18 protein-coding genes and 2 pseudogenes are annotated in these 21371 nt (G+C 66.1%); 12 read left to right on the top strand and 8 right to left on the bottom strand.

Translation table 11 applies throughout. The features are described from left to right. Positions 1-31: 31 nt before the first annotated feature. The gene (locus M2432_RS20675) at positions 32-703 is read right to left on the bottom strand and encodes an SDR family oxidoreductase (RefSeq protein WP_280828709.1); all 672 of its coding nucleotides are present in this window, start codon (positions 701-703) and stop codon (positions 32-34) included. A 134-nt stretch (positions 704-837) separates the two neighbouring features. Between M2432_RS20675 and modA the strand changes: the two genes are divergently transcribed. The 5 genes from modA to M2432_RS20645 all read left to right on the top strand — a co-directional run bounded on the left by modA (position 838) and on the right by M2432_RS20645 (position 5308). Then, a complete protein-coding gene (modA, locus tag M2432_RS20670) occupies positions 838-1611 on the top strand; it encodes a molybdate ABC transporter substrate-binding protein (RefSeq protein ID WP_280828708.1) in 774 nt (257 codons plus the stop codon). Then, a complete protein-coding gene (locus M2432_RS20665; protein WP_280828707.1) occupies positions 1608-2408 on the top strand; it encodes an ABC transporter permease in 801 nt (266 codons plus the stop codon). The genes modA and M2432_RS20665 overlap by 4 nt, the downstream gene beginning before the upstream one ends. After that, positions 2408-3499 (top strand): ATP-binding cassette domain-containing protein, encoded by a 1092-nt coding sequence (locus M2432_RS27975; RefSeq protein WP_348536324.1) that lies wholly within the window; start codon positions 2408-2410, stop codon positions 3497-3499. The genes M2432_RS20665 and M2432_RS27975 overlap by 1 nt, the downstream gene beginning before the upstream one ends. A 167-nt stretch (positions 3500-3666) precedes the next feature. Next, positions 3667-4767: an APA family fibronectin-binding glycoprotein gene (locus M2432_RS20650; RefSeq protein ID WP_280828706.1), complete on the top strand. Its 1101-nt coding sequence runs from the start codon at positions 3667-3669 to the stop codon at positions 4765-4767. Between the two features lie 232 nt (positions 4768-4999). After that, positions 5000-5308 (top strand): GlsB/YeaQ/YmgE family stress response membrane protein, encoded by a 309-nt coding sequence (locus M2432_RS20645; protein WP_280828705.1) that lies wholly within the window; start codon positions 5000-5002, stop codon positions 5306-5308. Positions 5309-5410: 102 nt separating this feature from the next. Here M2432_RS20645 and M2432_RS20640 read toward each other — a convergent pair whose 3' ends face one another. Continuing rightward, positions 5411-6175, bottom strand: a complete 765-nt coding sequence (locus M2432_RS20640; protein WP_280828704.1) for a CPBP family intramembrane metalloprotease — start codon at positions 6173-6175, stop codon at positions 5411-5413. Positions 6176-6244: 69 nt separating this feature from the next. Between M2432_RS20640 and M2432_RS20635 the strand changes: the two genes are divergently transcribed. The 3 genes from M2432_RS20635 to M2432_RS20625 are packed head-to-tail and all read left to right on the top strand — an operon-like array spanning position 6245 to position 11524. Beyond that, the gene (locus tag M2432_RS20635) at positions 6245-8593 is read left to right on the top strand and encodes a CoA transferase (RefSeq protein ID WP_280828703.1); all 2349 of its coding nucleotides are present in this window, start codon (positions 6245-6247) and stop codon (positions 8591-8593) included. Next, the gene (locus M2432_RS20630) at positions 8590-10041 is read left to right on the top strand and encodes an aldehyde dehydrogenase (protein WP_280828702.1); all 1452 of its coding nucleotides are present in this window, start codon (positions 8590-8592) and stop codon (positions 10039-10041) included. The genes M2432_RS20635 and M2432_RS20630 overlap by 4 nt, the downstream gene beginning before the upstream one ends. 10 nt (positions 10042-10051) lie before the next feature. Continuing rightward, positions 10052-11524, top strand: coding sequence for an acetyl-CoA acetyltransferase (locus M2432_RS20625; protein ID WP_280828701.1), 1473 nt, complete (start codon positions 10052-10054; stop codon positions 11522-11524). A 4-nt stretch (positions 11525-11528) separates the two neighbouring features. Here M2432_RS20625 and M2432_RS20620 read toward each other — a convergent pair whose 3' ends face one another. Together M2432_RS20620 and M2432_RS20615 are read right to left on the bottom strand one after the other, a co-directional pair. After that, the gene (locus M2432_RS20620) at positions 11529-12761 is read right to left on the bottom strand and encodes an FAD-dependent oxidoreductase (protein ID WP_280828700.1); all 1233 of its coding nucleotides are present in this window, start codon (positions 12759-12761) and stop codon (positions 11529-11531) included. Positions 12762-12870: 109 nt separating this feature from the next. After that, positions 12871-13203 (bottom strand): TfoX/Sxy family protein, encoded by a 333-nt coding sequence (locus M2432_RS20615; protein ID WP_280828699.1) that lies wholly within the window; start codon positions 13201-13203, stop codon positions 12871-12873. Positions 13204-13288: 85 nt separating this feature from the next. On the opposite strand from M2432_RS20615, the pseudogene M2432_RS20610 reads away from it, so the two are divergent. Beyond that, positions 13289-13564 (top strand): annotated as a pseudogene (locus tag M2432_RS20610) (glutamine ABC transporter permease); the annotation flags it as partial. Between the two features lie 89 nt (positions 13565-13653). Then, on the top strand, positions 13654-13980 hold the full coding sequence (locus M2432_RS20605; protein WP_280828698.1) for a cyclic nucleotide-binding domain-containing protein: 327 nt from the start codon (positions 13654-13656) through the stop codon (positions 13978-13980). Positions 13981-14000: 20 nt separating this feature from the next. Here M2432_RS20605 and M2432_RS20600 read toward each other — a convergent pair whose 3' ends face one another. After that, complete coding sequence (locus M2432_RS20600) at positions 14001-14390, bottom strand: nitroreductase/quinone reductase family protein (RefSeq protein ID WP_280828697.1); 390 nt, start codon at positions 14388-14390, stop codon at positions 14001-14003. 86 nt (positions 14391-14476) lie between these two features. Beyond that, positions 14477-16828: an endopeptidase La gene (lon, locus tag M2432_RS20595; RefSeq protein WP_280828696.1), complete on the bottom strand. Its 2352-nt coding sequence runs from the start codon at positions 16826-16828 to the stop codon at positions 14477-14479. Positions 16829-16997: 169 nt separating this feature from the next. On the opposite strand from lon, the gene M2432_RS20590 reads away from it, so the two are divergent. After that, entirely contained in the window at positions 16998-17924 is a 927-nt protein-coding gene (locus M2432_RS20590) for an NADP-dependent oxidoreductase (protein WP_280828695.1), read from the top strand. A 94-nt stretch (positions 17925-18018) separates the two neighbouring features. Here the strand turns inward: M2432_RS20590 and M2432_RS20585 are convergent, their stop codons facing one another. Both M2432_RS20585 and M2432_RS20580 read right to left on the bottom strand, forming a co-directional pair. Continuing rightward, positions 18019-18999, bottom strand: a complete 981-nt coding sequence (locus tag M2432_RS20585; protein ID WP_280828694.1) for an alpha/beta hydrolase family protein — start codon at positions 18997-18999, stop codon at positions 18019-18021. A 144-nt stretch (positions 19000-19143) separates the two neighbouring features. Continuing rightward, positions 19144-20532 carry an HNH endonuclease signature motif containing protein gene (locus tag M2432_RS20580; RefSeq protein ID WP_280828693.1) on the bottom strand — a complete coding sequence of 463 codons (1389 nt, stop codon included), beginning with the start codon at positions 20530-20532 and terminating at the stop codon, positions 19144-19146. Positions 20533-20645: 113 nt separating this feature from the next. Here M2432_RS20580 and M2432_RS20575 point away from each other — a divergent pair. Continuing rightward, positions 20646-21371 (top strand): annotated as a pseudogene (locus M2432_RS20575) (hypothetical protein); the annotation flags it as partial.

Here is a 21371-nt window from a genome sequence, read left to right as displayed (position 1 = left end):
TCCGGCAGCGAGGGAATAAAACGGCGTGGGGTCAGCCGAAGTTGGCCAGCAAGCCGTTGCTCACATGCAGCGTCTCGCCGGTGATGTGGCGGGCCGCCGGGGTCGTGAGAAACAGCGCCAAGCGGGTGATCTCCGCGGCGATGGGCGCCGGAGTGGTGGCGACGCCGTCGTAGCCCGGCTCAGCACCACGGCCGGCCGCGATAGCGTTTACGGTGATGCCGCGGATTCCGAAGTGGGTTGCCTGACCGGCGGTCCAGTTGGACACCGCGGCCTTGATCGCGGCTTCGGCGCTGCCTTCCTTGGCGCTTTCCGGAACAACGTTCACGATGGTGCCACCCGAGCGCAGGTGGTCACCGAGGATCTGGACCGTCAACACCGCCGAGAGCAGGGTGGAGTCCAGCGCATCGCGCCAGGCGCCGGCATGGTCGGCCAGAGTGAACATCCGGGGATCGCCGGCGACCCGGGTCGGGGCCGGGACGTTGATGACGGCGTCGAGGTGATGCGGCAGCTGCGAACGAAGCTGCTCCAGCGCCGCGGCGTCGGTGTTGTCGAAGACGATGTGCTCGATCTCGAGTTCCTTGGCGGCGACTTCGAGGTCGTCGCGGCGGGCTCCGGCGATGGTGACGGCGTGGCCCGCATCGCGGAATCCTTCCGCAATCACACGGCCGAGCTCGGTATCGCCTCCGGTGACCAGAACGTCCATCAGCACGACCTCCTTGTGTTCAGCGCCGAACGCAGTTGCAGAGATGTTACTGGACAGTAGCTAGCTGGGGAAATTCGCCACGCGGGTTGGCCGACGAGCAGTCCGTGAGAGCCCACTTCGCCTATGGTTTTCCCATGTCGCGCGCAACCCGGATGGGGTCGTTGGTTGTCACTGTCATCGCGGTTCTGCTGGGGGTGAGCGGAGTCCTGTCGGGGTGCAGTTCAGGGCATTCCGGGACGGTCATCAACGTCTATGCCGCAGCCTCGTTGAAGGACTCGTTCACCGCACTCGGTGAGCGCTTCTCCAAGGACAACCCTGGCACGTCGGTGCAGTTCAATTTCGCAGGTTCATCGGCGCTGGTGACCCAGTTGACCCAAGGCGCCAAAGCCGACGTCTTCGCCTCGGCGGATACCAACAACATGAACAATGCGGTCAAAGCGGGCGTGGTTGCGGGCGCCCCGGTGAACTTTGCGTCGAACACGTTGGTCATCGTCACTGCGCCGGGAAATCCCAAGGGAATCAACTCATTTGCCGACCTGGCCCGCCCGGGCCTGAGCGTTGTGGTGTGTGCCCGTCAGGTGCCGTGTGGGTCGGCGACCCAGAAGGTGGAGAAGCTGGTGAACACCCCACTCAAACCGGTCAGTGAGGAAACCTCGGTGACCGATGTGTTGGGCAAAGTCACCAGCGGCCAGGCTGACGCCGGTGTGGTGTATCGGACCGATGCCAATTCGGCGGGTGACAAAGTGGCCAAAGTCGAGTTCCCGCAAGCGTCTTCGGCGGTCAATGTGTATCCGATCGCGGTGTTGAAGTCGTCGTCGAACGCCGACATGGCAGGCCGCTTCGTAGCGTTGGTGACTGGCCAGGTCGGCCAACAGGCTCTGGCGCAGGCGGGTTTCGCGAAGCCTTGAATCCGGGACTGCCGCGTTGGATCTATGGTCCGGCGATCGTGGGTGGGCTGTTCGTGGCGCTGCCATTGCTGGCGGTCGCCATCAACGTGGACTGGTCCCGGTTCTTGACCCTGGTCACCAGCGAATCATCGGTCACCGCACTGGTCCTGAGCCTCAAGACGGCTGCCGCCAGCACCGCGCTGTGTGTGCTGCTCGGCGTGCCGATGGCTCTGGTGCTGGCCCGCAGCCGGTCCCGCGTCGTGCGACTGGCCCGGCCGTTGATCCTGTTGCCGCTGGTGCTGCCTCCCGTGGTCGGTGGTATAGCTCTGCTCTACACGTTCGGTCGGCTGGGCTTGGTCGGCCGTTACCTCGATGCCGCAGGCGTGCACATCGCGTTCAGCACCGCTGCAGTGGTTCTGGCGCAGACATTCGTCTCGCTGCCGTTTCTGGTGATCGCACTCGAGGGAGCTGCCCGCACCGCCGGATCGCAGTACGAGCTAGTTGCGGCGACGCTGGGCGCGCGGCCGACCACCGTCTGGCGTCGCGTGACGTTGCCGATGCTCATGCCCGGCCTGGTGTCGGGTGCGGTGTTGGCCTTCGCCCGGTCGTTGGGCGAGTTCGGGGCGACGCTGACCTTCGCAGGGTCGCAGCAGGGCGTCACCAGGACGTTGCCTCTGGAGATATACCTCCAGCGGGAGACCGACGCCGACTCCGCAGTGGCGCTGTCACTGGTGCTGGTGGTGGTTGCGGCTGCTGTGGTGCTCGGAATGGGCGCCGGACGGTTACGTGGCGCTGCCGTTGATGCAGGTGGTCGGTGATGACGGGTACCGGGCTCACGGTGCGGGCGACTGTCGCCGACCGCGGCATCGACCTCGAATTCGCCGTCGAACCGGGGCAGGTCGTGGCGGTGATCGGTCCCAACGGCGCTGGTAAGTCCAGCGTTCTGCATGTGATCGCGGGGCTGTTGAAGCCGGACTCGGGCACTGTCACGGTCGGTCAGCGGCGCTTGACCGACGTCGATGCGGGTATCGATGTTCCGGTATATGACCGGCGAGTGGGGTTGCTGCTGCAAGACGCGGCACTGTTCCCGCACCTCAACGTGGCGGCGAACGTGGGGTTCGGCCCGCGTAGCCGACAGCGCAGCACTCATCACAGGTCGCTGCAGGCCGCGCGCCGCTGGCTGACCGAGGTCGGCGCCAGCGAGCTCAGCGACCGGATGCCCAACGAATTGTCCGGCGGCCAAGCGCAGCGGGTCGCGCTGGCCCGTGCGCTGGCGGCCGAACCGGAGGTGGTGCTGCTCGACGAGCCGTTGAGCGGGCTGGATGTCTCGGCCGCGTCGGCGATGCGCACTTTGCTGCGCGGCGCGCTCACCACCGGGGGGCGGTGCGCGGTGCTGATCAGCCACGACCTGCTCGACGTGGTCACCCTGGCCGACCGCGTGGTCATCATCGAACACGGCCGAATCGTCGAATCATGTTCTGTCACAGACATTTTGACCGTGCCACGGACCGCCTTCGGCGCACGGTTCGCCGGCATGAACCTGATGGCCGGGATCGCGGGATCGGACGGGACCGCCGTCAGCGCCGCGCAGCTGACATGGCATGGCAGGCCGACGAACGAGGTGTCCGGCGGCCCGGCCATCGCGGTGTTCGCACCAGCTGCGGTCACCGTCAGTCGCGACGAACCGGCGGATCGGTCGCCAGATCGGTCCAATGTCATCGCTGTCACGGTCGCCGAATTGGATCACCGTGGACCAGTCATCCGGGTGCGTACCGAGCCCCTTGAGGACGGCACGCCGGGTCTGGCCGCAGATATCAGCACACAGGCTGCGGCCGCGTTGCGGATTGTGCCGGGCGAAGCCGTCTACTTCTGTGTGGCTGAGCAGGATGTGGCGATTCAGCCGGCGTGACGGCACGCCCGAATCCAGGCGGACCTGGGGTCTCGTCTTGCCCAGGGCAGCAACAGAGTTGGACCGCTGTGGTCTCGGCGGATGGGGTCCGTGAGCTAACGTCGCGCCATGCGCATACACAGCAGCTCACACTTGCGTCACGGCGGTAACACGGTAGTTTCATCCTCATGCAGCAACCGGACGCGTGGACACCGGCCCGCAAGCGAATTCCCAAATCCCTGACTATTGCTGTCGCAGGCGCGGCAGCGGCAGCCATAGCGCTGCCGGCTTCGGTCGCATACGCCGATCCGGTGCCGCCGGCGCCCGCTCCTGCCCCCGCGCCGGCGCCGGCCGATGCCGGCGCCCCTGCCGCTGCGCCGGCCGCACCGGCTCCCGCACCCGCGCCGGGCGCACCGGCTCCCGCTCCCGCGCCGGGTGCCCCGGCCGCCGCTCCTGCGCCCGGTGCTCCGGCCCCGGCCCCTGTACCGGGCGCTCCTGCCTCGGCACCCACACCAGGCGCCCCGAATGCCGGCGCTCCCGTCCCGCCGCCGGACCCAAACGCCCCGCCGCCAGATCCCAATGCACCGCCTGTGGCTCCCGCGCCCCCGGGCGCACCGCCGGCGCCGCCCGAGCCGGGCCGGGTCAACAACGACGCCGGCGGGTTCAGTTACGTTGTGCCGCAAGGGTGGAAGATCGCCGACGCCACCCAGCTGTCGTATGGTCAGGCATTGTTGACCCGCGTTCCGGCCCCCGGCACTGACCAGGCCCCGAACGACACCAGCGTGCTGCTGGGTCGGCTGGATCTGAAGTTGTTTGCCGGTGCCGAGGCTGACAACGGCAAGGCGGCCAACCGGCTGGCCTCAGACATGGGCGAGTTCTTCATGCCGTTTGCCGGCACCCGTATCAACCAGGAGACCACCCCGCTCACCGCGGCAGGTATGACCGGATCGGCGTCGTACTACGAGGTCAAGTTCACCGACGCCAGCAAGCCCAACGGCCAGATCTGGGCCGGTGTGATCGGCAATCCGCCACCTGACGGCAGCATCCGCAGCCAGCGCAATCCACAGCGCTGGTTCGTGGTGTGGTTGGGCTCGGCGGGCCATCCCGTCGATAAGGCCGCCGCTGTGGCGCTGGCGCAATCGATCCGGCCGTGGACCCCGCCGGCGCCGCCGCCACCGGACCCGAACGCGCCGCCGCCTCCGGCGCCGCTGGCTGACCCGAATCATCCTGCAGTCGGCGTGCCAGTCCCGGTGACCAATGCTCCGCCGGAGATGATGCCGCCCTCCTAATGGGGGCAGTCGTAATAGCGTGAGGGCCGTACCCAACGGGTACGGCCCTCACGCTATATCCGGGCTACCATGCCTATCAGGCCGATGCGATACCTTCGGACTTTGCGGCCAGGCACCGCACAGCTTTTCGAGATTGTGCACCGAAAAGGTGTACAGCCGTTACCTTTCGCGCGTATACCAGATATAACCCAGTGATCCCGCTGGGGATCACCGGTATAGGCGGGAGTTCGTGATGGACATGGCGTTGAGTCACCAATTGCTGGCTCTGGCAACACCAACAGCCGTCGGTTGGGTGGCGTACATCATCATCGGCGGCATTGCTGGCTGGGTGGCCGGCAAGATTGTCAAGGGCGAAGGCCAAGGCATCATCATGGACATCGTTGTCGGTGTCATCGGTGGTGTGATCGGCGGATTCCTGTTGAACCTGTTCGGGGTTGACGTCGAGCACGGCCGAAAGTGGTTCACCTTCTTCACCGCATTGCTCGGCGCGGTAATCCTGCTGTGGATTGTCCGCCTGGTGCGGAAGATGACGCATTCGTAGGACCCAATACTCAACAAGGGCGGTCGGCGTCCCGGAGATGAACCGGGCTCGTCGGCCGCCTTTGTGTCAGAAGTTATTTGGGACCGTTTGGGCGAATCGCGGTCAGGTGCTCAGGTGCCAGACCAACGCCGCTGCCAAGGCACCCATACCGTTCAGCGACCAGTGCAGCGCGATGGGCGCCAGCAGGCTGCCGCTGCGCCGGCGTAGCCAGGTGAAGACGAATCCTGCTGCGGCGGTGGCGATCACGGCCATGGCGATGCCGGCAAGCATGCCCGCCACACCGCCGCCGAGCACCCGCGTGAAGCCGATGTTGCCACTGGTCAATCCCAATGAACTGGCGATGTGCCACAGCCCGAACAGCAGTGAGCCGCCAGCCGCGACACCTCGAAACCCCCAGGCGCGGTCCAACGCACCGTGCAGTACGCCTCGGAAGGCCAACTCCTCGGGGATGACCGTCTGCAGCGGGATGACAATCATCGACGCCAACAAGGCCCCGGAAATAGTGGCGTAGTGGTTGTTGAGGAACATCGGTCGGGTCAACGGCAGCAGGGCGCCGAGCGCGACGACGGCACCGACCACTGCGACTGCTGCGAATGCGTAGCGGATGCCTGAGCGCCAGTGCTGCCGACCCAGTCCGAGTTCGGCCCAGCCCAAGCCACGTCGGCGCATCAGGGCCACCAATGCGAGCGCTCCCACCGGGACCGCGACCACGGCGGCCCACGGTGTGGTGAAGTGAGCCAGCAGGTTGGTCGCCACCAGGACCGTCACGACGACGATGACGTCGAAGTACACCCGGACGTGCGGCCGGGTGGTCGAGTCCCCGACTAGCGGGCGAGCTGTAACGGCAATGGCCGATGAAGTGGACATTTGCTGACAACTGTACCGGTCGGCGCCAAAGGGCCAGGCCACTCCGGGTAGGGCCGACCAACTAACCTGTTGGTTGTGGAGCTGCTCACAGGGTTGCGTGTGCTTGATGTCGGCGGTGCAGAATCCGATTTGGTTGGCCGGATACTCGCGGATCTGGGCGCCGAGGTGCTCAAGATCGAGCCTGCAGGCGGGGCTCCACAACGTCAGGCATCTCCCCGGATCAACAATGTTTCGATCGCTTTCACACTCGGCAATGCCAACAAGCGCAGTGCCGTTCTGCACGCCACCCACTCTGATGACCGCGACCGGTTGATCGCCCTGGCGGCCGAAGCCGACATCGTGATCGACAGCGGTGTCCCGGGCAATCTGTCGGCTTTCGGCACGTCGTGCGCTGATCTCGCCGACCGGTTCGATGCGCTGGTGGCCCTGTCGGTCACAGACTTCGGTACCGACGGGCCCTATGCGGACTGGCGCGCCACCGATGCGGTGCTATACGCCATGTCGACCGCCTTGTCGCGCTCTGGACCGACTCTCGGGCAGCCGGTGCTGCCACCGGACGGCATCGCGTCGGCGACCGCGGCGGTGCAGGCAACGTGGGCGGTGCTGGTTGCCTCTTTCCAGCGGTTGCGCACTGGCCGGGGCGATTACCTCGACTTCTCCCGGTTTGACGGGGTACTGCTGGCCCTGGACCCGCCGTTCGGCTCGCAGGGGCAGGCGGCTTCGGGCATCAAACAGGCCGCCGAGTTGTGGCGCGGCCGGCCGCGAGATCAGCAGATCTACCCGACGTTCGAATGCCAGGACGGTTTTGTCCGGATCTGCCTGCTTTCCGCGCGCCAGTGGCGGGGCATGTGGGGATGGCTGGGTGAGCCGGCCGAGTTCGCGGGCCCCGAGTTCGACACCATCTCGGCTCGGTACGCCGCCTCAGAGGCGCTCAACGGCGCCATCCGTGCGCTGTTCGCCGATCAGCCCATGGCGGATCTGGTGGCCGAAGGGCAGCGCCGTGGTGTCCCGATCGCTGCGGTCCTGACCCCGGCGGCGGCGCTGGAGTCGGACCATTTTCAGGCAGTCGGCGCCTTGGGACATGTTCCATTCGCGCCTGGCGTCAGCGTCACGGTCCCGACCGGTCCGTTCGTTGTCGACGGTCAGCGCGCGGGCTTCCGTTCTGCGCCGCCAGCACCCGGTGCAGACGAACCATGGTGGAAAACAACAGCTCTGGCGTCGAATCAGGGGAGTGCGGAGCGTCCGTTCGAGGGGCTGCGGATCATCGATCTCGGGGTGATCGTTGCCGGCGGCGAACTGGGCCGGTTGTTCGCCGACCTGGGTGCCGAGACCATCAAGATCGAGAGCGCCTCATATCCCGACGGATTGCGGCAACGTCCACCCGGCCAGCCGATGAGCCGGTCCTGGGCGCTGACTCACCGCAACGAGAGCAGCCTGGGGCTGGATCTGAAAGCACCTGCCGGTCGCGAGTTGTTCGCCGCACTGGTGGCCGGATCAGATGCGGTGTTCGCCAACTTCAAGCCGGGAACCCTTGCCGCTCTGGGCTTTTCGTACGACGAGCTGAAGTCGCTGAACCCGCGGGTGGTGCTCGCCGAGAGCAGCGCGTTCGGGGACACCGGGCCGTGGAGCGGCCGTATGGGTTACGGCCCGCTGGTTCGCGCCAACACCGGCGTCAGTCGGCTGTGGACCTCGGGGCGCCCGGGTGACGACGCTTTCTACGACGCCACCACGGTGTTCCCCGACCACGTCGTGGCCCGGATCGCTGCGATCGCGGCGCTGGCCGCGCTGATCGGTCGTGAGCGGACCGGCACCGGCGCGCACGCGCACATTTCGCAGGCGGAGGTGGCGGTGAGCGCGTTGGCCACCCGTTACGTCACCGAGGCCGCGCGCGGTGCGGGGTTGGCGGTCGAGGGTGACCCGGCGGTGCATGGGGTATATCCGTGTGCCGGCGATGACGAATGGTGTGTCATCTCGCTACGTGATGCCGCTGACCGTGCTGTCCTGGCTGAGTTGCTGCAGATCAGTGAATTACCCAGTGACGTTGGCGAACTCGACGACACCATCTCGGCGTGGACCGTGGCACGCAGCACCGCCGAGGTGGTCGCGGCTGCCCAGCGGGCGGGCATCCCGGCCGGCCCGATGTACCGGGCCATCGACGTGCTGAACGATCCGCAGGTGCGGGCGCGGGGTCTGTATGCCGACCTGAGTCATCCACTGTTCGATACGCCGATGCCCGCCGAAACCGGTCCGGTCCGCTACCGGAACATTCCGCAGGCACCGATGCGGGCAGCCCCACAACCCGGCGAGCACACCAGGGACATCTGTTCGCGCCTGCTCGGGTTCACTACGCCTGAGGTCGACGAGCTGATCGAGGCCGGCGTGTTGTTCGAGTCCACTTCACAGGGAGCGCATGTATGAGTGTGATCGATTCTGGTGCAAGGGTTTTCATCGATGGACGGTTTCGGGCTGCTGATGCCGTGACACCGGTGGTGGAAGCCGCGACCGGAGCGGTGCTTGGTGACGGTGCGGCGGCCACCGGGGCCGAGGTTGATGCCGCGGTGGCCGCTGCCCGCAGTGCGCTGCCCGGGTGGGCCGCGACGCCTGCGGCTGATCGGGCTGCGCTGTTGGTGCGTCTGGCTGAGGAGCTCGAGGCCCGGGCGTCGTCGACAAATGAGTTGTGCACGCGGGAGAACGGGATGCCGATCCGGTTGTCGCGCGGGGCCAATGGCCGTTTTCCGGCGGCACTGCTGCGGTACTACGCCGACATGATCGCCACCACCGCGGTGGAGGAGATTCGGCCGGCGGCCATCGGGCACACCATCGTTCGTCGGGAACCTGTAGGTGTGGTCGGAGCAATTGTGCCGTGGAACTATCCGCAGGCTTTGGCTGCCTTCAAGGTGGCGCCCGCGCTGGCGGCCGGCTGCACTGTGGTGCTCAAGGCGTCACCCGAGACGGCTTTGGATGCCTTGGTTTTCGCCGAGGCTGCGGTGGCTGCCGGGCTGCCTGCGGGCGTACTCAACGTGATCGCCGGTGGCCCGGACACGGGTGCTCATCTGGTTTCGCATCCGGGCGTGGACAAGGTCTCGTTCACCGGATCGACAGCGGTCGGACGGTTGATCGCGCAGGAGTGCGGGCGGTTGTTGCGGCCGGTGACTCTGGAATTGGGTGGCAAGTCGGCGGCGGTGATCCTGGACGATGCCGACCTGGCGGCCACAATCAAGGGCCTGCAGAACGCGTCGTTCGTGAACAACGGACAGACCTGTCACCTGAGTTCGCGGATTCTGGCGCCGCGCTCGCGCTACGGCGAGGTTGTCGACGCCCTAGCCGCCTTGGCTGACGGGCTGAACGTCGGTGACCCGCTGGAGAAGTCGACCGAAGTGGGTCCGCTGGTCAGCGCTCGACAGCGTGAGCGGGTGCTGGGCTATATCGAGTCGGGTAAGGCCGATGGCGCCAGACTTGTTGCCGGCGGCGGCATTCCGGCCGGTCAGCCCGATGGCTGGTTTGTCTCGCCGACGGTGTTCGCCGATGTCGACAACACCACCCGCATTGCGCAGGAAGAGATTTTCGGCCCCGTGCTGGCGGTGATCCCGTATGACACGCAGCAGCACGCCATCGAACTGGCCAACGCCAGTGAGTACGGGTTGGGCGGCACGGTTTGGTCCGCTGATGCCGAGCGTGCGACTGATGTGGCGCGCGCCATCCACAGCGGCACCGTCGGGGTCAACGACTATCAGCTGGACATGGCGGCTCCTTTCGGTGGCGTCAAGTCCAGCGGGTTGGGCCGCGAACTGGGCCCCGAGGGCTTGGCCGCCTACCAGCAATTGAAGTCCATTTACCGGGTCGGCCCGGCGTCAGAAGCAGAATAGGAATCCGCGCGTGGCACTTGATCCCAGAACGCCTGTGCTGATCGGCTACGGCCAGGTCAACCAGCACGAGGAGAACCCGCAGTCCGAGCCGATCGATCTGATGGAGGCGGCGGCTCGCTCCGCCGCTGAGGCCAAGGTGCTCGAGGCGGTCGATGCGGTGCGCATCGTGAATCTGTTGTCGTTGCGCTACCGCGATCCGGGTCTGCTGCTGGCCCAGCGCATCGGAGCCGCCGATGCTGCCACTCGGTACACGCCGGTCGGCGGCAATGTGCCGCAGTCTCTGGTGAACCAGGCGTGTCTGGACATTCAGGCCGGTCGCGATGAGGTGGTGCTGATCGCCGGTGGTGAAACCTGGCGCACCCGAACGCGGTTGAAGGCGCGCGGTGAGCGGCTCACGGGGACCGTGCAGGATGCCTCGGTGCCATTGGCTCCGAGTGATCCGGAGTTTGAGATGGCCGGTCCGGCCGAACTCAAGATCAGTTTGGTCGCCCCGTCGCATGTGTATCCGATGTTCGAGCAGGCGTTGCGCATAGCAGCGGGGGAGAGCTCGGATGCCCACCGCCGCCGGATCGCCGAGTTGTGGTCGCGGTTCAGCCAGGTGGCACAAGGTAATCCGCATGCCTGGAGCCGGGAGGTGGTGCCGGCCGAGCAGATTTGGCAGGCGGGTCCGGACAACCGGATGATCAGCTGGCCGTACACCAAATTGATGAACTCGAACAACATGGTGGACCAGGGGGCCTCGCTGATCCTGACCTCGGTGGGTAAGGCGACCGAACTGCAGATCCCCAGGGAGCGTTGGGTTTTCCCGTATGCCGGCACTGATGCCCATGACACCTATCTGATCGGTGAGCGTGCCAGCTTCGCCGGGTCACCCGCGATCCGGATCGCCGGCCGCCGGGTGCTCGAGCTGGCCGGCCTGGGCATCGACGATATCGATGCCGTCGATGTGTATTCATGCTTCCCGTCGGCGGTGCAGGTGGCCGCCAACGAACTCGGGTTGCCGTTGGATGACCCGGCCCGCCCGTTGACGGTGACGGGAGGTTTGACGTTTGCGGGTGGGCCGTGGAACAACTACGTGTCACATTCGATTGCCACCATGGCCGAGCGACTTACCGCAAACCCCGGTCAGGTCGGGCTGATCACCGCCAACGGCGGCTACCTGAGCAAGCACAGTTTCGGGGTGTACAGCACCGAGCCGCCGACGCGTGAATTCCGTTGGCAGGACGTGCAATCGGAGGTTGATGCCGAGCCGACGGTGGTGGCCGAGGACGACTGGTCCGGCACCGGAACCGTGGAGACCTGGACGACTCCGTTCAACCGCGACGGGATACCGGAGAAGGTGTTCGTCGCGGTACGTACGCCCGCGGGCAGCCGCGCTCTGGCGGTCATCACCGATCCGTCGCAGGCCGAGACCAGCACCCGCCAAGACATCGCCGGCGCCACGATCACCGTCAAGCCAGACGGCAGCGCCGGATTGGAGTAGGGCGCTATTGCGCCAGCGTGGATAACGCGATCGACCGATCGGCAAGGGCTGAGGCATCGACCGGTCGGCGGGACCGTACCAACGTTTTGATGTCGTCGAGTCCTTCCCAGATGTTGACGTTCATGCCGGCCAGCACCCGGTGCTCGCCGTCCAGCCAGAACATGGTGAACTCGCGTTTGCCTAGATCGCCGCGGGACACCGCTGCCTGGTAGTGAGGGGCGTGCCCGACGTACTCCATCCCGAGGTCGTACTGATCGGTGAAGAAATACGGTAGTTCGTCGTAACTGCCTGGGGTGCCGAGCATTCCGGCCGCGGCGACCTCCGGCTGCTTGAGGGCGTTGGCCCAGTGCTCGGTGCGGATCGGGGTGCCGAACAACGGATGTTCGGCGGACGCAATGTCGCCCACGGCGTAGATGTCGTCGTCGCTGCTCTTGAGTGACTCGTCGACCGCGATGCCTCCGGCGGCGATCACTAGTCCGGACCGCTCGGCCAACTCGATGTTGGGCATGGCGCCGACCGCGATGAGCACGGCATCAGCCGCGATCGTGGAGCCGTCGCCCAGGCGTAGACCGGTCGCGGCGTGCTCCGCGGTGATGACCTCCTCGACCGTGGTGCCCAGTCTGAGGTCCACGCCATGCGCACGGTGCAGATCTGCGAAGACTTCCGCGGCCTCGCGGCCCAAGGCCGCCAGTAGCGGCAGCGCGGCGGATTCCACCACGGTGACCTCGGTGCCCAGGCCGCGCGCACTGGCCGCGACCTCCAGACCGATCCACCCGCCGCCGACTATCGCCAGGCGGCGACCATCGGAGAGTTGGGCCAACAATTCGGTCGCATCGTCGACGGTCCGCAGGAAGTACACACCGTGGGCGTCAGAGCCGGGAATCGGTGGTCGGCGGGAGCGGGACCCAGTGGCCAACAACAACTTGTCGTAGTGCTCGTGGTTACCGGCGCCGTAAGCCACGATGTGCGCGGAGCGATCGAGTGTGGTTACTGCGGTGGCCAGCTGCAGATCGATGTCATGGTCGGGGTACCAACTCGCCGGCTGGACGGTGAACTCTTCCACGGTCTTCTTGCCGGCGAGGAACTCTTTGGACAGTGGCGGACGCTCGTAGGGCAACCGGTCCTCGGCCGCGAACATAACCACCCGCCCCGCGAAGCCGGTGTTGCGCAGGGATTCTGCAGCCTTCGCGCCGGCCAGACCGCCGCCGACGATGACAAAAGTGGGTGAGGCGGCCATGTCAGTCTTCCCTTCGATGGCAGTGGATGTCGGATCAAGCCTGGGGCGGTGTCATATCCTGCTGTGTCATATCCAACGCATACCCGTCGCCGGTGAATGCAAACGCGCCTTACTTGGCGGGGAGGGTTGCCGCATAGCCGACACTGCGGTCGACCCAGCTCTGCAACTGTCGCTTGGTCTTCAGGCCGTCCGGCGCCACGTGCAGCCAACCGCGCATCTCGCGGCCGCCCATCGTCATGAGCTCAACGTGCTGGCGCCCCAGAAGCTTTTCGGTGTCGTCGGGTGCAACGCGGACCAGCAAGCCACCGTCGCGACTGGCCGCGACCGACATGTTGCCGTTCAGCAGGAAGGCGAGCCCGCCGAACATCCGCTTCTCGTGAATGCCGCCGACCGGGCCGAGCAGTTCACGGATCCGGTTGGCCAGGTCTTCGTCATAGGCCATGCAGAAAGTGTTGCACCAAAGGCCGGCAATATCCGCTTTGGTTATCTTGCCGCTGGACGGCGGGCGAACGCGTTAGATTCCACAGATGCTGATCGCGGCATTACGTGACCTGCAATGGCGGCGCCGCCGATTTGTCATCGCGGTCGTCGGCACCGCGTTCGTGTTTGCCATGACCCTGGTGCTCACCGGGTTGGCCAACGGTTTTCGGGTGGAGGCCAGCGACACCGTCAACGCACTCGGCATCGACTACTTCATGATCCAGAACGGTGCCGCCGGACCGTTTTTGGGCTAATCGCCTTTCGCGCAGACCGAAGTTACGCGCGCACAACAACTTCCGGGAGTGCAGGCCGCCGCCGCGGTGGTCTACGCGGGTACCACGGCGCTGGACAACGGAACTCCGCGGACCATGAACCTGTTCGGCGCACCGACCGGGAACCCGAGGTCTTCGAGTTGGCGGCAGGGCAATTGGTGTTCGAGCAGACCACCATCGGGGACTTGATCTACGTGGTAAAGGAGGGACGGTTCGAGATCACCCGCGAGCTTCCCGACGGCAAGACGGTGCTGCTGTTCACTGCTGGGCCCGGGGACTACTTCGGCGAGATCGGGCCGCTGTTCGGATTGCCGCGCACCGCGACTGTTCGTGCCCTTACGGAGGGGACGGTCGTCGGCTATACGGTCAACGAGTTCCGGGCTCGCATCGGCTCTGACCGCATTCACGAACTGATCGAGCATCGAGAGATCGACTTCGACGAGGAGACTCCGGCGGACATCGCCTGAGGAGCCGTGCCTGGCTCGAATCAGTCCAGGTCGACGCGAACCGAAAGCAGGTCGGTGCCCATCATGCGCACCACCGCGCTGTTCATCTGCGGCAGTTTGCGGAGGCGTGCGACCGGATCGTCGTCGGGCATCGGGTGGGCGGTACCGGTGCGCCACTCACCGTTGATCCGCACTCGCACTGCCGGATTCGCCTTGATGTTGCGGACGAAATCTGCGTGGTCGCCGTGCTCGGAGACCAGCCAGAAGGCGCCGTCGATCACGCGGCCGCCGATGGCGGTATGGCGCGGTTCACCGGACTTGCGGCCGATGGTCTCCAGCATGGTGACCGGAAGTTGCCGGCCCACCGGATTGGCCACGTGGCGCTGGACGGTGTGGACGATCCGCCGTTTGACGTCGTTGAAGTTGGGCATGTCCCCATCTAACGCGAGCAGACGCAAATGTCCCACCACCCGGAGGTGAACAGGAGCATTTGCGTCTGGTCGCGTTGTTCAGTTGGTCAGGCTGCTGCCGTCGTCACCTCGGCGGCCGGTTCCAGCGCCTGGGCGATGATGCCGGCCACGTCGGTCATCGGCCGCACATCCAGTGCGTCGAGCACCTCGGCAGGGACGTCGTCCAGGTCGGGTTCGTTGCGCGCTGGGATGAAAACCGTTGTCAGCCCCGCACGTTGGGCCGCCAATAGCTTCTGCTTGACCCCGCCGATGGGCAGCACTCGCCCGTTCAGCGTGACCTCACCGGTCATGCCGACATCGCCGCGGACCTGACGTCCGGTGGCCATCGACACCAGCGCGGTCACCATCGTCACGCCGGCTGACGGACCGTCCTTGGGCACCGCACCCGCAGGCACATGCACGTGGATGCGACGGTCGAGCGCCTTGGGGCCGACGCCCAACTGCTCGGCGTGGGCCCGCACGTAGGACAGCGCGATCTGCGCCGACTCCTTCATCACGTCACCCAGCTGCCCGGTCAGTTGCAGACCCGGTTCGCCATCGTTGCCGTTGGCCTCGATGTACAGGACGTCGCCGCCCAGACCTGTGACGGCTAGACCGGTCGCCACACCCGGCACCGCGGTGCGCTCTGCGGATTCCGGTGTGAACCGCGGACGGCCCAGGTACTCAACGAGATCCGGCTCGTCGATCACGATCGGAGCCTCGGTCGAGTCCAGTTTGGTCGTGACCTTGCGCAACGCCTTGGCGAGCAGCCGCTCGAACTGCCGCACGCCCGGCTCGCGGGTGTAGTCCGCGGCGATCTTGCGCAACGCCGCGTCGGTCACCGTCACCTCGGAGTCGGTCAGCGCCGCCCGCTCAGCCTGCCGGGGGAGCAGGTAATCACGTGCGATGGCGACCTTGTCGTCCTCGGTGTAGCCGTCGATCTGGATTAGTTCCATGCGGTCCAGCAGTGCCGACGGGATGTTCTCGATGACGTTGGCCGTCGCCAGGAACACCACATCCGACAAGTCCAGATCCAGTTCCAGGTAGTGGTCGCGGAACGTGTGGTTCTGCGCAGGATCCAGCACCTCCAGCAGCGCGGCAGAGGGATCGCCCCGATAGTCCGAGCCCACCTTGTCGATCTCATCAAGCAGCACAACGGGATTCATGGTCCCGGCCTCGCTGATGGCGCGCACAATGCGGCCAGGCAAGGCGCCGACGTAGGTCCGCCGGTGACCCCGAATCTCGGCCTCGTCACGCACACCGCCGAGGGCGACACGCACGAACTTGCGGCCCAACGCGCGGGCGACGGACTCACCCAGCGAGGTCTTACCGACCCCAGGCGGTCCGGCCAGCACCATCACCGCACCCGAACCACGTCCGCCGATGACGGCCATACCGCGCTGGGCGCGACGGGCCCGTACGGCCAGGTATTCGACGATGCGGTCCTTGACGTCGTCCAGCCCGTGGTGGTCGGCGTCCAGAATCCCGCGTGCCCCCTTGAGATCCGACGAATCCTCGGTCTTGACGTTCCACGGCAGGTCCAGGACGGTGTCCAGCCAGGTGCGGATCCAGCCACCCTCAGGGCTCTGCTCGTTGGACCGCTCGAGCTTGCCGACCTCGCGCAGCGCGGCTTCGCAGACCTTCTCCGGTAGGTTGGCGGCCTCGACGCGGGCCCGATAGTCATCCGGGTTGCCGGAGCCTTCGGCACCTTGCGGATCCAGCTCGCCCAGTTCCTTGCGGATGGCGTCCAATTGCTGGCGCAGCAGGAATTCCTTCTGCCGCTTGTCCATTCCAACCCGGACGTCCTCGGCGATCTTGTCGTTCACCTCGACCTCGGCCATGTGCTCGCCGGTCCATGCCACCAGGCTGCGCAGCCGGGCGGACACGTCCTCGGTCTCCAGCAGTTCACGCTTCTGCTGATCGGTCAGATATGACGCATATCCGGCGGTGTCGGCCAGCGCGGACGGGTCGGTGATCTTGTTGACCGCGTCGATGATCTGCCAGGCTTCGCGGCGCTGCAGCACAGCCAGCAGCAGCTGCTTGTATTCGGCAGCCAGCGAGCGGGTGTCATCGGTCACGACCGAGTCGGCGACCTCCTGAACCTCGACCCACAGGGCCGCGCCCGGCCCGGTGGTGCCGGAGCCGATGTGCGCGCGGCGCTCGCCACGGACCACCGCGGCGGCACCGCCGCCGGGTATCCGCCCGACCTGCACGATCGAGGCGAGCACGCCGTGGGTGGGGTAGCGGTCATCCAGTCGGGGTGCGATCAGCAGCTTCTCGGACTCGCTGGCCTGGGCAGCGTCGACCGCGGCCCGGGCTGCGTCATCGAGTTCGATCGGCACCACCATGCCGGGCAGGACGATCGGTTCGGTGACGAACAGGACGGGAACAGCGATGGGCGCTGTGGTGACGTCAGACATCGTTACCTCCACGCGGGCGGTGCCCGCTGTTGCAAAATTGCAGAAAGTTGAATCTCATGCGCTCAACCCTGGGGAGCGACGGATTGTTCCCGGGCATCGCTGAGAGCGAAAGGCGCTGCGGGTGAATGCTGCGGGGAATACCTGAACTGTGGCAGCGGTCATAGTGCGCATGAACAGAGCAGTGCAATTCGACGGTTACGGCGGCATCGACGTACTGGAGGTACGTGACCTGCCCAAACCTGTTCCGGAGACCGGCGAGGTGTTGGTCGCGGTGAAATTCGCAGGCATCAATCCCGGCGAGGCCATGGTCCGTCACGGTTTTCTGGACGACGTGTGGCCGGCCACTTTCCCGTCGGGGCAGGGCACCGACCTAGCCGGCGTGGTGGTAGAAGCGGGGCCTGGCGTCAGCGAGTTCGCCGTGGGCGACGAGGTGCTGGGTTTTTCTCACCGGCGGTCCAGTCATGCGCAGTACGTGACGGTCCCGGTCGACCAATTGACCGCCAAGCCGCCGGCCGTGCCCTGGGAAGTAGCGGGGTCGCTGCAAGTGGCGGGGTCGACGGCCTACGCGGCGGTCCGCGCAGTGGCGTTGTCACCGGGCGACACGGTCGTGGTGGCCGGCGCCGCCGGTGGAGTGGGCTCGATCGCCGTTCAGTTGGCCAAACGGGCCGGCGCAACGGTCCTCGGTGTCGCCGGACCGTCCAACGACGCATGGCTGACCGAGCACGGGGTGATACCGGTGAACTACGGCGACGGGTTGGCCGATCGGTTGCGTGCGGCGTCGCCTTCTGGCCGGATCGACGCGTTGCTGGACTTCTACGGCGGCGGCTATGTCGCGCTGGCAGTTAATGAGTTGGGTCTCCCGGCGGAGAAGGTGGACACCATCATCGATTTCGCCGCGGCTGAACAATTCGGTGTCCGCGCCGAGGGCAGCGCGGAGGCCTCGGACGCTGAAGTCCTCGCGGAGTTGGCGAACCTGATCGCGGCCGGCGAGCTCGAGGTTCCAATCGGCGGGGTGTACGCCCTCGACGACGTGCAGAACGCGTTCCGGCAGCTGGAACAGCGCCACACCAGGGGGAAACTGGTGCTACGGCCCTGAAGCTCGCGCGCGGCCCGGTAGTCCTAACAGGCAGGGAACCTGCCGTCTCGGGGGTAACGGCAGGCTCCCTGGGCTTGGTGGAGACTCGGGTCTCCTATGCGGCGTTCTGAGCCCCCAGCACCTGCTGCAGGTCGGGCTTCATCTGCTGCAACTGGGCACCCCAGTACGGCCACGAGTGGGTGCCGTCCGCCGGGAAGCTGAATACCGCGTTGTTGCCACCGGCGGCCAGGTAGTTGTCGCGGAACTGCTCGTTGGTCCGCAGGGTCAGGCCCTCGAGGAACTGCGCGGCCATCAGCGTGCCACCGGAATTACCGGAGTCCAGGTCGCTCGGGGTGCCAGTGCCGCAGTAGATCCACAACCGCGTCCTGTTGGCCACCAACTGATTCATGTTCAGCATCGGGTCGTTGCGCTTCCAGGCTGGGCCGCCTGACGGGCCCCACATGTCCTGCGCGTTGAATCCGCCCGCATCGTTCATCGCCATCCCGATCAGCGTCGGCCACCAGCCCTCGGACGGATTCAGGAAGCCCGACAGCGATGCCGCGTAGATGTACTGCTGTGGGTAGTAGATCGCGTATGTCAGAGCCGCGCTGCCCGCCATGGACAAGCCCACGACGGCGTTGCCGGTCTGCGAAACCCCTTTGTTGGCAGCCAGATAGGCCGGCAGCTCGCGGGTCATGAAGGTTTCCCACTTATAGGTGTAGGTCTGGCCATTGCCCTGGGACGGCTGGTACCAGTCGGTGTAAAAGCTGGACTGGCCGCCGACCGGCATGACCACCGACAGCCCGGACCGATAGAACCACTCGAACGCCGGGGTGTCGATGTCCCAGCCGTTGAAGTCATCCTGGGCGCGCAGGCCGTCCATCAGGTAGACGGCGTGCGGCCCACCGCCTTGGAACTGGATCTTGATGTCGCGTCCCATCGACGCCGACGGAACCTGCAGGTATTCAACGGGAAGTCCGGGACGGGAGAAGGCGCCGGCCTTTGCCGTCTCACCGGCCAGACCGATCAGACCGGGCAACATCAGTGCGGCAACCACACTCAGGAACATTTTGCCGAGCCAAGTACTCCTAATCATGGTTGAAGTGAAACACGTTGCGCAGCAAAGCTAATGGCGGCAACGCCGCGGAATACATCGCGGTTGGCTAACGATTGCGACTCGGTGCGGCCACGCGGCTCGCCATGCTGGCGTGCGAGCGCGGCACCCATCGCGCTTGTCGTATCAGCTTGCTGGACTGTCTGTTTCGTTGTCTTCGTTCTCGGGTGGGTACAGGCTCGGGTGGTGGTATTGGTTGGTGCGGGGTTGGCCGACGTCGAGTAGTGGTGGTGGGGTCCAGTGGGGGCGGCCGTTTTTCATGGTGGTGTGCCAGCCGCCGGCGTCGGCGAGCCGGTTGTCGGGGCCGCAAGCAAGCGCGAGGTCGGTGATATCGGTGCTGCCACCGTGTTGCCAGTCGCAGGTGGCGTGGTGGGCTTGGCAACGGTCGGCCGGCTCGGTGCAGCCGGGGCGGGTGCAGCCACGGTCGCGGGCGAACAGCATCAACCGCTGTCCCGGTGAGGCGGTGCGGCGGGTCCGTCCGAGATACAGCGGCACCGCAGTGTGTTTGTCGAAGATCGCGAGGTAGTGGTGGGCGTGGGTGGCCATCCGGATCAAGTCGCCGATAGGGAGTTTGGTGCCGGTGGCGGTGACCGCGATCCCGGCGCCCGCCTGCAGTTCTTGCAGGGTGGTGGTGATGATCACCGAGACTGGCAGCCCGTTGTGTTCCCCCAGCTGTCCCGAGGCGAGGGCGTGACGGGCGAGCAGTGTGAGGGCGTCGTGGTTGCGTTGGGCCCCGCTTCGGGTGTCGCCGTCGATCTGGGCTTGGCTCGGGGTGCCGGTGGTGCAGGGAGCCGGGTCGTCGGGGTTGGCCATGCCGGGGGCGGCCCATTTGGCCAGGACGGCATCGAGCGTGGCGCGGGCTTGTGGGTCCAGCCATCCGGTGATCGCAGACATGCCGTCGGTGCCTTGCCGCCCGATTGTGACGCCGCGGCGGCGGGCGCGTTCACGGTCGTCGGGTTCGGGGCCGTCCTGGTCGAGCAGGTAGCGCAGTTGGTTGGCGGCTTGGCGGAGTTCTTCGGGGGTTTGATGGCGCGCTGCGGTGATCAGGGTCTGTTCACATTGGACGGCGGTGGTGGGGTCGACCCAGGTGGGCAGGTTGGTGAGGAAGTGACCGATCGCTTTGACGTGGTCGGTGGTGATGGCGCCGTCGGCCTGGGCTTTGGCGGTTTGGGGCCACAGTGGTTCGAGGGGTTCGCCGGTGAGCGAGGATCGTGGACCCAGGTTCTCCGCATCGCGGACCCGGCGGCGGGCCTCCTCGCGGCTGATCCGTAGCCGGATGGTGAGGACGTCGGCCCAGTTTTTGGCGCCGATCGCTGTCGGAGTGGTCTGGGCCTGCAGCGCGGCCAGAATCTGGTGGTCGACCACCGCGCCGGCGCAGGACACTTTCTCGCGGCGGGACTGCAATTCCAGCAGGTCGGGCACGGCGAGCCCGGTGTAGTCGAAGGCGGCGAGTCGGGCGTGCAGGGTTTCGAGTTCGGCGTAGGCCTCCTCGATCGCGGCCCGGTCGATGGTCATACTCGAACACTAGTTCGAGTCACCGACAAGAATCGGCACGCGTTGACTCGTCAGAAATGCGCGCGAACGGGTGAGTCGTTGCCTCAGTGCAAATGCGCGCGTACGCCCATGAAATGGGGTTGACGTTGGCCGAGCGCAAAGCCGTGGCACAGACGACCGCCGTTCGTTACGACCTGGCGAGCAAGCGCGGCAAAAGCCGGATTCTCGATGAGTTGTGTGCCAATACCGGTTGGCATCGCAGCCATGCCCGCAAGGCGCTGAAGTCAGCTTTGCGGCCCAAGGTCGCACGTCCCAGGCCGCCCCGGCCGGTGAAGTACGGACCGGATGTCATCGCGGCACTGACGGTGTGCTGGATGGTGCTGGGAATGCCCGCCGGCAAGCGGCTAGCGCCAATGCTCGGCGAACTGGTGGCGGTGTTGCGCCACTTCGGGGAACTGGACATCACTGAGGACATTGCCGAGTTATTGGTGTCGATGTCGGCGGCCACCATCGACCGCCGTCTGGCTCCCGAACGTGCTAAATGCCAGCTCAGAGGGCGTTGTACCACCAAGCCGGGATCGCTGCTCAAACGCCAGATCCCGGTGCGCACCTGGGCCAACTGGGACGATGCTCGACCCGGATTCGTCGAAATCGACCTGGTCTGCCATGACGGCGGTAACCCGGCTGGGTCGCATGCCTTTACCTTGACGGTCACCGATATCGCCACCGGCTGGACCGAGAACCGCTCCGTGCCCGATAAGGCCGGGCGGGTTCAAGGGATCGATGCAACACCCCTTCTGATTGAGGAGTGTTGTGGGTTCTCGACCGGGTTTGCGTGCGCGGATGCGGACGTTTTGGAT

Source organism: Mycobacterium sp. OTB74, from assembly GCF_029892685.1.
In the GTDB taxonomy this organism is placed as follows: Bacteria; Actinomycetota; Actinomycetes; order Mycobacteriales; family Mycobacteriaceae; genus Mycobacterium.
The sequence above is the reverse complement of the archived record's forward strand: the minus strand, read 5'-3'. Positions and strand labels throughout refer to the sequence as shown.

Bases quoted from the DNA above. Each gene is read 5' to 3' on its own strand.
- M2432_RS20675 (WP_280828709.1), bottom strand. From the start codon at position 703: ATGGACGTTCTGGTCACCGGAGGCGATACCGAGCTCGGCCGTGTGATT.
- modA (WP_280828708.1), top strand. From the start codon at position 838: ATGTCGCGCGCAACCCGGATGGGGTCGTTGGTTGTCACTGTCATCGCG.
- M2432_RS27975 (WP_348536324.1), top strand. From the start codon at position 2,408: ATGACGGGTACCGGGCTCACGGTGCGGGCGACTGTCGCCGACCGCGGC.
- M2432_RS20650 (WP_280828706.1), top strand. From the start codon at position 3,667: ATGCAGCAACCGGACGCGTGGACACCGGCCCGCAAGCGAATTCCCAAA.
- M2432_RS20645 (WP_280828705.1), top strand. From the start codon at position 5,000: ATGGACATGGCGTTGAGTCACCAATTGCTGGCTCTGGCAACACCAACA.
- M2432_RS20640 (WP_280828704.1), bottom strand. From the start codon at position 6,175: ATGTCCACTTCATCGGCCATTGCCGTTACAGCTCGCCCGCTAGTCGGG.
- M2432_RS20630 (WP_280828702.1), top strand. From the start codon at position 8,590: ATGAGTGTGATCGATTCTGGTGCAAGGGTTTTCATCGATGGACGGTTT.
- M2432_RS20620 (WP_280828700.1), bottom strand. From the start codon at position 12,761: ATGGCCGCCTCACCCACTTTTGTCATCGTCGGCGGCGGTCTGGCCGGC.
- M2432_RS20615 (WP_280828699.1), bottom strand. From the start codon at position 13,203: ATGGCCTATGACGAAGACCTGGCCAACCGGATCCGTGAACTGCTCGGC.
- M2432_RS20600 (WP_280828697.1), bottom strand. From the start codon at position 14,390: ATGCCCAACTTCAACGACGTCAAACGGCGGATCGTCCACACCGTCCAG.
- lon (WP_280828696.1), bottom strand. From the start codon at position 16,828: ATGTCTGACGTCACCACAGCGCCCATCGCTGTTCCCGTCCTGTTCGTC.
- M2432_RS20590 (WP_280828695.1), top strand. From the start codon at position 16,998: ATGAACAGAGCAGTGCAATTCGACGGTTACGGCGGCATCGACGTACTG.
- M2432_RS20585 (WP_280828694.1), bottom strand. From the start codon at position 18,999: ATGATTAGGAGTACTTGGCTCGGCAAAATGTTCCTGAGTGTGGTTGCC.
- M2432_RS20580 (WP_280828693.1), bottom strand. From the start codon at position 20,532: ATGACCATCGACCGGGCCGCGATCGAGGAGGCCTACGCCGAACTCGAA.